This window comes from Sulfurimonas sp. (genome assembly GCF_014859695.1).
In the GTDB taxonomy this organism is placed as follows: domain Bacteria; phylum Campylobacterota; class Campylobacteria; order Campylobacterales; family Sulfurimonadaceae; genus Sulfurimonas.
In genome coordinates this window covers 1-8864 of sequence record NZ_JACUTS010000071.1, presented here as the reverse complement: position 1 = coordinate 8864, position 8864 = coordinate 1, and the positions used below count along the sequence as shown (strand labels likewise).

General features: G+C 33.3%; 7 protein-coding genes. All 7 read left to right on the top strand.

Features of this window, described 5'->3' with window-relative positions; translation table 11 throughout:
- Positions 1-78: 78 nt before the first annotated feature.
- The 7 genes from IBX42_RS10005 to IBX42_RS09975 are packed head-to-tail and all read left to right on the top strand — an operon-like array spanning position 79 to position 8817.
- The gene (locus IBX42_RS10005) at positions 79-1455 is read left to right on the top strand and encodes a polysaccharide biosynthesis C-terminal domain-containing protein (protein WP_294932509.1); all 1377 of its coding nucleotides are present in this window, start codon (positions 79-81) and stop codon (positions 1453-1455) included.
- Positions 1448-2692, top strand: a complete 1245-nt coding sequence (locus IBX42_RS10000) for a polysaccharide pyruvyl transferase family protein (protein WP_294932507.1) — start codon at positions 1448-1450, stop codon at positions 2690-2692. The genes IBX42_RS10005 and IBX42_RS10000 overlap by 8 nt, the downstream gene beginning before the upstream one ends.
- Positions 2689-3948 carry a Coenzyme F420 hydrogenase/dehydrogenase, beta subunit C-terminal domain gene (locus tag IBX42_RS09995; RefSeq protein WP_294932505.1) on the top strand — a complete coding sequence of 420 codons (1260 nt, stop codon included), beginning with the start codon at positions 2689-2691 and terminating at the stop codon, positions 3946-3948. Before IBX42_RS10000 ends, IBX42_RS09995 begins: the two co-directional genes overlap by 4 nt.
- 58 nt (positions 3949-4006) lie before the next feature.
- Positions 4007-5317, top strand: a complete 1311-nt coding sequence (locus IBX42_RS09990) for an AAA family ATPase (protein WP_294932503.1) — start codon at positions 4007-4009, stop codon at positions 5315-5317.
- Positions 5314-6084: a retron system putative HNH endonuclease gene (locus IBX42_RS09985; RefSeq protein WP_294932501.1), complete on the top strand. Its 771-nt coding sequence runs from the start codon at positions 5314-5316 to the stop codon at positions 6082-6084. Before IBX42_RS09990 ends, IBX42_RS09985 begins: the two co-directional genes overlap by 4 nt.
- A complete protein-coding gene (locus IBX42_RS09980) occupies positions 6074-7801 on the top strand; it encodes a P-loop NTPase fold protein (protein ID WP_294932499.1) in 1728 nt (575 codons plus the stop codon). The genes IBX42_RS09985 and IBX42_RS09980 overlap by 11 nt, the downstream gene beginning before the upstream one ends.
- A complete protein-coding gene (locus IBX42_RS09975) occupies positions 7801-8817 on the top strand; it encodes a hypothetical protein (RefSeq protein WP_294932497.1) in 1017 nt (338 codons plus the stop codon). Before IBX42_RS09980 ends, IBX42_RS09975 begins: the two co-directional genes overlap by 1 nt.
- Positions 8818-8864 lie beyond the last annotated feature (47 nt).

Sequence of the window (8864 nt, the reverse complement as noted above, 5' to 3'; positions counted from 1 at the left end):
ACTAAATTGAGTAAAAAACAAGCCATAAAATCACTCTCATTTCTTTGGATGGGTTTATTGTTGGGAAGCGATAAATAAATGAAAAATACCATAACTTTACTCTTTGCAAAAATGTTTGAAAAAGGAATAACGTTTCTCTTTTTTATGCTTTTAGCTCAAACATTTGGCAAAGAAGTTTTTGGAGAGTTTTCCTATTATTTTACCATCGCAACACTATTGTTTGTACTTTTTGATTTAGGCGGAGAGTTTTATCAGATAAGAGAATTTAGTAAAATTGAGAGATTAAAAAACTTTAACACTATATTTTTAATTAAGAGTGCTATTTTTTTAATTATTTTCGCAACTACATTTATTATCACTAATAATATTTATCTACTCTTACTTTTAGGCTCTTATTATCTCGATAGTATTATCTCGATTTTTCGTTCTTCTCTTTACAAAAACGGACATTATATTTTAGAATCTAAATTTACCATCATAGAAAAATCTATTTTTATCGTTATTGTCTTTGCAAATATTTTAAGCATTCAAGATATTCTTGTGATGTATTTTGCTTTTTTACTTTCTAAATTTATATATGTTTTAATACTCTCTAAAAAGTTTTATAAATTTAGATATATTTTAAAAACTAAAAGACTATTTGATTTGAATTTTGCAAAATACTATTTAACTAACGCTTGGAGTTATGTACTCCATGCGCTTTTAGTGGTTGTTTTTGTTCAGATAGACATCATTATGCTAAAGCAGATGAATATCTCATTTGGAGACATTGGTCTTTATTCGGCTGCTGTAAAAATATATATGACCGTTATTATTTTCGCAGATGTACTTTTTAAGCTTTATTACCCTCTTGTAGCAAAATATGTACAAAATGGCGAGCAGGAAACATTAAAAAAACTTGTCTTAAAAATCCAAGATACAAATCTTTTCTTCTCAATATATTTTGCAATCATCACTATGCTTTTCGCACCAGAGATTATTAGTTTGGCTTTTGGTGATGAGTTTGTTGAGTCTTCTAAAATGTTAATTCTTTTATCGATTATCATCATTTTTAGATTTTCTATGTACACATATACCGCCATCCTTTCATCATCAAATCTGAATTATATCAAGCTTTATACATCTTTGGCATGTGTCGTTACAAACATAGTTTTAAACTATATTTTAATTCCAATATATGGCGTTTATGGTGCGATTATTGCGACGGTACTCACAGAAATTTTACTTGTGGTTTTGTATAAAATCAGTAGTTTTAAAGTTATCTTTACCAATATTTTAACAAAACAAGAAATTGCCATTATATTATTTGGAGTATTGATGCTATTTTTGTTTTTAAACTACCACTTTTCATTGCTAGAAAAATCTATTTTTCTAGCAGTTATTGCTGTGTCAATGATTTTCAATATACAAAACATCAAAACAAAATTAAATTTTCAAAAGGTTATAAATGAGTAAAAAAATATTATTGATGGACACACTAAGTACCATCCATGTGGGAAATGGTGCCCTACTTGAAAACACTATAAAGCTCTCACAAGAAGCTTTTGGAAAATGTGAATTTGACATTATCACTATGGATAAAGAAACAAATAGTCTCAAGTTTGATGAAAAAAATCTTTATGATCCAATGTTTGGAAAATTTTGGTTTGGACTTGGAAAACTTGGAAAAATTGTTTGGGCTTTAAAAAATACCTTATTTATGAGTCTGCATGTATTGAACGAAAATACATTTAAGATAAATTCAAAAAAGCTTACATTTACAAATGAGCAAAAAAGAGCCATAGAAGCGATAGAGAAAAATGATATTTGTATAAGTTGTGGCGGAGAAATTATAGGCGATACTTTTTATCAAGCATTGGCATTTTGGATTTTTACCTATTGGTTGGCTATCAAAAAAGGTAAAAAGTTTATTTTGTTTCCACAAAGTGTAGGACCTCTAAAAAAATGGTGGACTAGAAAACTTGTTTACTACGCTTTAAAAAATGCTCATCTTTTTGTCGGAAGAGATAAGCCTTCATACGAAACTCTTTTATCGCTTGGATTTGACAAAGATAAAGTAATGTTTGTACCAGATGTTGCAATTCAACAAGAGGTAGGAAACGCAGAGATACATAGCTATTTTAATGATAAAACAAAAAAAATAATAGGTATCACAATATCAAATCCACCTCATAGCGAGATGGGACAAAAAGTTGATTTAGTTCAAGAAGTTGGTTCACAAATAGAAAAACTAGATAGTAATGCATATAAAATACTTATCATGCCATCAAATTACAAACTTCGTGAGATTAGTGCTGATTATGCTTTGTGTTTAAAACTCAAAGAAAGATTAGCAGACAAATTTGAAGTGGCTATTTTGGAAAATCGTCCCTATTTTCCAGATGAGTACACATCATTGCTTGCCAAGTTAGAGTTTTTTATCTCTACTCGTATGCATGTTGCTATTTTGGCTACAACTGCGTTTACGCCGACTATAGCAATAAATACTCAACACAAAATTATGGGCTATATGAAAAATATAAACATGGAGTATTTTTGTGTCGAGTATGAAAATTTAAATACCATATATGACCTGTCTCAAGAGTTAGTAAACACAAGAGGGCAAATAGTAGAAAATTTAAAAGCTGCAAACGCAAAACTAAAAAAAGAGCATGAAATTTTTGTATCAAAACTTAAAGAGATAGTAAAGTGATAGATAAAGATTTAAAAATTTATGATTCTGTTTGTACGGGATGTTCTGCATGTACAGAAGCGTGTGCATTTCCTGATGACAACGGTATAAACCCCATACAACTCATCAAAAATGAAGCAGGACTGGCAGTTCCGCGCATAGACAGTGATATATGCACATCATGCATGGCATGTTACAAAGCATGTCCGACAGAAGATAAAATTTTTAACAATGATGTAACATTTGAGAGCTATAGAGAAAAACTAGGAGAGTGTTATTTTGGTTATTCACTTGACAATGACCATCGCTTTGAAGCAGCAACAGCTGGAATAAGCACAGAAATAGCCGCTTATTTGCGAGAGACAAATCAAGTTGATGGGGTGGTGAGCAGTTATCAAAATGACGCAAATGAGATAATTACGGAAATCTTTACAGACAGCCAAGAGGTCAGAAAAACAAGAGGCTCCATCTATAGACAAGTTTCACTTTTAAATGGTTTGGCTGAAAAAATAGAACAAGGAAATCATAAAAAACTTTTAGTCATAGGTCTTCCTTGCCATATCGAAGGCTTAAAAACTTTGCAAACAGCAAACAAGCATTTACGAAAAAATGTAGAGTTTATTACTATTGCCCTTTTTTGCAAACAGACTAAAACAGAAGAGTTTTCAGACTTTGAAAGAAGACTGCTTCAAGCCAAACCAAACCAAAAGATAAACTACAGAGGCAAGGGTTGGGCAGGCGTTACAAGTGTGGAAGGAGGGCGAAGCCTTCCTTCCACAAATATTAAATTTAGCTTAAACTGGGGAGGTTTTGCTTTCACACCTGATTATTGTTTTACATGTAGCGACCCCATCGGCGTTGTAGCCGACATTTCCGTAGGAGATGCATGGCTTAGAAAATACTATGCTGACAAAACAGGAAGCAGTCTTTTTGCAGCAAATAGTGAAACTGGTAAAAAGATTATAGAAGAAATGGCAACTGCTAAAAAAATCTACATCGAAAAAGAGAGTGTTGACAATATCATCGCTTCTCAAAATACGAATTATATAAAATTTAAAACTTCCTATGTAAACGAGAGAAGAGTGGCGTTTGGAGATTTGGATGCACACTCCGAGAAAGTCCCACAAAGCTATAAACGACTCATTAAGTGGATAAAATTTAACAAATGGCTCTACGAAACAATGGTACGAACAAAAATTGTTGACTTTGTGCCTGAGTTGGTTTTGAAAGTGTATGGCAGAGTTGGCGGAAAGATTTTTGGAATCCTATCTAAGTAACTATCAATAACAAATCAGATAAAATAAACCTTAAAAAATATAATACGAGAAGTCAGTTATGAAAATAAAAAATCTTAAGCTTACCAATTTTAGAAGTTATGAACGCTTTAGTATAGAGTTTGATGAAAAGCTCAATGTCATAGTTGCTGAAAATGGCATAGGCAAGACTACTATACTCGATGCTATAGCTATAGGGTTTGGTGCGATGGTTACTCGTATGCCAAAAGTAACAGGTAAAAGTTTTGAAGAGAAAGACTTAAGATTTTTGACAACTGAGCCTAACAAAAAAGCTCCTTATATGAGAATAGAGATAGATACCTATGAAAGCATCTCATGGGACAGAACACAAGCTAGAGATAAATCAAACCAAACAAAGTCTCAAATACCACAAGGCAAACAACTCAAAGAACTAGATAACTACATAGATACTCTTATAGATAGACACAATGAGTCTATCAATGAGTTTGAATTACCTCTCATCATGTACTATGGGACAAGTAGAGCAGTTCTTCGCTCACCCATGAGAAAGACAAACTTTAAAAAGTCTTTTTCGAGGTTTGAAGCACTCAGTGGTTCACTCAATGCCGACTCCGATTTTCACAGGCTTTTTCAGTGGTTTGACGCCATGGAAGATATGGAAAGAAGAGCCATAAAAGAAAAAAGAGATTTTGACTTTGTACTGCCAGAGCTTCAAGCAGTACGAAACGCCATCACTTCTATGCTGAGTGAGTTTTCAAATCCTCGCATAGAGACGAGACCACTTAGATTTATGATAGACAAAACCATAGATGGACAAAAAGTAGCTTACAGAGTTGACCAGCTTAGTGACGGGTACAAAACTGTACTTGCGATGGTGATGGACATAGCCGCAAGAATGGCAGAAGCCAATCCGCACATGCAAAATCCACTCCAGAGTAAAGCTATAGTGATGATAGATGAAGTGGACTTGCACTTACACCCTAGATGGCAACAACATATTCTTATAGACTTACAAAGAACATTTCCAAATGCTCAGTTTATAGTTACAACCCATAGCCCACAAGTGCTCACAACGGTAGAAGCAAAACATATACAAGCCATAGTGCTAGAAGATGGTGAACCTAAAAAAGAAATTTTTGATTTTTCCTATGGAACCAAAAGCCATGAGATGCTCAGCAAAATACTCGGAGTAGATGAACGACCGCAAAACCTTGAGATAGTACAAAAGCTAAATGACTACTTAGAGATGATAGATGAAAACAACTACGATAGCCCAGAAGCAAAAGAACTTAGAGCCGAGCTGGACAAATGGGGAGCAGGTAAAGAAAAAGAGCTACTCAAAGCAGACATGGACATACGCCTCAAAGAGTACCAAAAAGGCAGTAAGTGAAAAGAGTCAAAAAGTCAGCTGTGCCACAAAAGCTAAAAGAGTATGCAGAGCAAAATCCACATGCCAACTGGGAAAATGACTTCAAAAACAGTTGTCAAGATAGGCATAAAGAAGTTATGGCTCAACTAAAAGCTGACCAAGGTGGGCTTTGTTGTTACTGTGAGATGGATTTTGGTAGTGATGAGATAAGAGATGATTTTAGGGTAGAACACTTCCACCCTAAAAGTGATAGCAGTGAAGATAAAAATTGGGATCTTGACTGGAATAATCTTTTTGGATGTTGTCTCGGCGGTAGTGATAGGTATGTGCTTAATGAGACAAGATTTATAACAGACAAACGCCACAGACACAGCGATGTGTTAAAGAGCGACTTTGTTTGGGATGACGAGATACTCAACCCTCTTGAGATACCTGCGTTTCCAGCTATATTTGAAGTGATGGCAAAAAGCGGAGAGATGAGAGTAATAGAAGAAAATTGTCCACCTGAACTAAAACAAAAAGCTATAAATTCACTAGATGAAAAAAAGCTAAATCTAAACTCACCAAAACTAAAAGAGTGGAGAAAAAGCCTCATTGAAAAACTAAGAGAACAAGTGATACAAGAGTATGAAGCAAGTCAAGATATATCATTAGCTATTGTAACAATCGTGGAATCTCAACTCTCAAAAGATAGCTATGGAAATTACCCTCGGTTTTTTAGTACGGTAAGAAGCTATTTTAAAAGTGATGCGGAAGAGTACCTTAGAAGAGTGGGTTATGATGTCTGAGTTTCAAAACCAAAAATACACATCCAAACAAATCCCAATACTAAAACAGCAACTCACACAAATACTAAAAGAGAATACTGAAAAAGATGGCGTAGTAGTGAGTCTACAAGGGAGTTGGGGGATTGGTAAGACATTTTTTTGGAATGACTTTGCAGAGCATTCATGGAATGAAAATGCTCATGTATATATCTCACTTTTTGGCAAGCATAAACTTGATGAGATCAAAAAGCAAATAGTGCTTAAAGTATATGATGCCAACAAAGTAGCAAACTTCATAGACAAAAACCCCATCATAGGTAAAATCATCGAAACCAAATGGGGAGTAGATGTTTCCATGGTGGCAAATGCTTTTACAAAAGAAACCTTTGAGGGTGTGGTGCTTTGCTTTGATGACTTTGAGCGAATATCGCCAAACTTAAGTATCACAGAAGTGCTAGGTTTCATCTCTGAACTCAAAGAGCAACACAAATGTAAGATAGTCCTCATAAACAACAACGACTCACTCAAAGAACACGATGAGGCAAACCATAGTAAAACTATAGCTACCGATGAAGATGGCAACCCAAAAGAGCTACATATCACCACCAAAACAAATAATCAAGGAATCTTTGATAAGTTTAGCGAGAAAATCATAGACTACAGACTCTACTATGAGCCACATCCAAAAGACAATCTAGCACTGGTAAAAGATGAGTCTTTAGAGTTTGTTAGCTGGGAGCTTGTAGAAGAGTTGCTGTCATATGTAAACGATGCCAATAAAAAAGCAAACATACGACTGATGAAACAGTTTATCTCAAAGCTCAAACTCTTTGAAGAACTACTAAGTAAAGAGACAAATGAGAGAATATCGCACTCAATAGTGCAAATGATATTTAAAGCTATTTTTGAGATCAAAAAGTTTGAGAGCGAAAGCTTTGCTTTTGCAAATATATCAAGCCTCAAACCTCACATCGACACCGCTATCAAAAAACACTATGTAGAAAAAGAGAGCTTCATATACGAACTTCAAAAACTAAACGACCAACTAAACAAAAACAATGAAACGTTAAAAGTATATGACGAAGTAAAAGAGAAGTATGATAGATTTTTGTATGAGTTAGCATATAGTGACAAAAGCTTTGCAGAGGAGTTTTATACACTTTTTGAAGAGCATAAAAAAGAGATAGTCAAGATAGTAAGTGCCATTAGCTTCAAGTGGTACATAGAGCTTATGTGCAGAGTAGATAAAGAGAATGAAAAAAAATATAAAGACTTTTACATAGAGGCTATGAAATACTACATAGATACTTTGGATCTAAATAACACAAACATCCCAAGCTTTGTAGTAGAAGAAGATATCAACCTACTAAGTCAAAATGCCCAACTCAAAGAGTACTATGAAAATAAAAGAGCAAGCCAAACACAAATAAACCTCAGTGACATAAACACAGCCATACGCCTAATGCAAAAACCAAAAGAGCAAAGTGGCTGGCACCCAAGAGATGAAGAGCTACTCAGTAGCATAACAGTAGCTCAACATAAAGAATGGATGATAGAGAGTAAAGAGTATTTGCAAACTTGTTTTGACTTTACTAGATGGGTAAAAGGCTTCGCAGGAAATAGACCGTTTGAAACTACCTATGAAAACATACTAGAAGCTATAAAAGAGTTGGCTAAAGATGATGAGTATAAGAATAAATTAGAGTTGATGATAGACTTTTTTGAGAAAGAGAAGTGATGGAGAGATTAAGTCTTCATTCTAAAAATATCGTATTACTATTTTTTACTCTAATTCCCATTTCATTTTTATTACCATCAGTATGGCTTAGTTCTTTATTGATGCTTGTATTAGTATATGTATTTTATATAAATAAATCATTATCCTTTGATATTGGTCTTTTGCTGTTTACTTTAGTGTTAGTTTTGTTTAATTGGACATACGTAGGAATTGGGCAAAATCTATATGATTGGGAAGATTTAAAACTCGGTGTCTTAGCTAGAGTTTTAGGACTTGTGATAGTTTTTATTTTTTTCTTAAAATACACACGAAAGTTTTTAAAAATAGATTATTTATTATATATACTTTTTGCTATCGTGATTTTTTCATTTTCAAAAAGCTCAGATAAGACTACTGCTATACAGTACTTAGCTAATGTATATATTCCATTACTTTTTTCTCTTCATGTTTATATCTTTACACTTTCAAAAAATAATTTTAAAACTGATGTTAATAAATTCAAAATATTACCAGTCAATTTTATTTTGATCGCTTTAATCTTAACAAATATTTTTTTTATATTACTAGACATAGTTTCATTTATTGATCTACAATCATTTTACATGGAAGTAGGTAGAGTTTTAAGGGGCGAAGGAACTGCTGGTAACTTTAGAACTACTATTTTTGACATAAAAACAAGTAGAATTCCTGGGCTATTTGCTGACCCAATTGTAGCTGGCTATGCTTTATCAGCTATTTTCTTTTTTTTCTTTTTTAGCATTAGAAATTTATATTTAAAGACAATTTTGCTCACTATCGTTTCTATCTTAATATTTATAACATTCAGTAAAGCAGCATACTTAATGCTAACAATAGGACTGCTTGGTTTATTTATTTATAAAATCAAAATGTCATTAAATAAAAAAATTGTCCTCATAATTGGGATGTATGCGATAACTTTAACTTTTACAATTTTAAGAGCACTACAAGATGGGGTAACAGATAGTTCTGCAATTCATGTTTTGGGATTAGTATAGTGGACCCCATTTTCAAACAACATGCTAAGATAACTTTTTCAGTATAG

Excerpts from the sequence above, each read along its gene's own strand:
- IBX42_RS10005 (WP_294932509.1), top strand. The coding sequence starts at position 79 with ATGAAAAATACCATAACTTTACTCTTTGCAAAAATGTTTGAAAAAGGA.
- IBX42_RS10000 (WP_294932507.1), top strand. The coding sequence starts at position 1,448 with ATGAGTAAAAAAATATTATTGATGGACACACTAAGTACCATCCATGTG.
- IBX42_RS09990 (WP_294932503.1), top strand. The coding sequence starts at position 4,007 with ATGAAAATAAAAAATCTTAAGCTTACCAATTTTAGAAGTTATGAACGC.
- IBX42_RS09980 (WP_294932499.1), top strand. The coding sequence starts at position 6,074 with ATGATGTCTGAGTTTCAAAACCAAAAATACACATCCAAACAAATCCCA.
- IBX42_RS09975 (WP_294932497.1), top strand. The coding sequence starts at position 7,801 with ATGGAGAGATTAAGTCTTCATTCTAAAAATATCGTATTACTATTTTTT.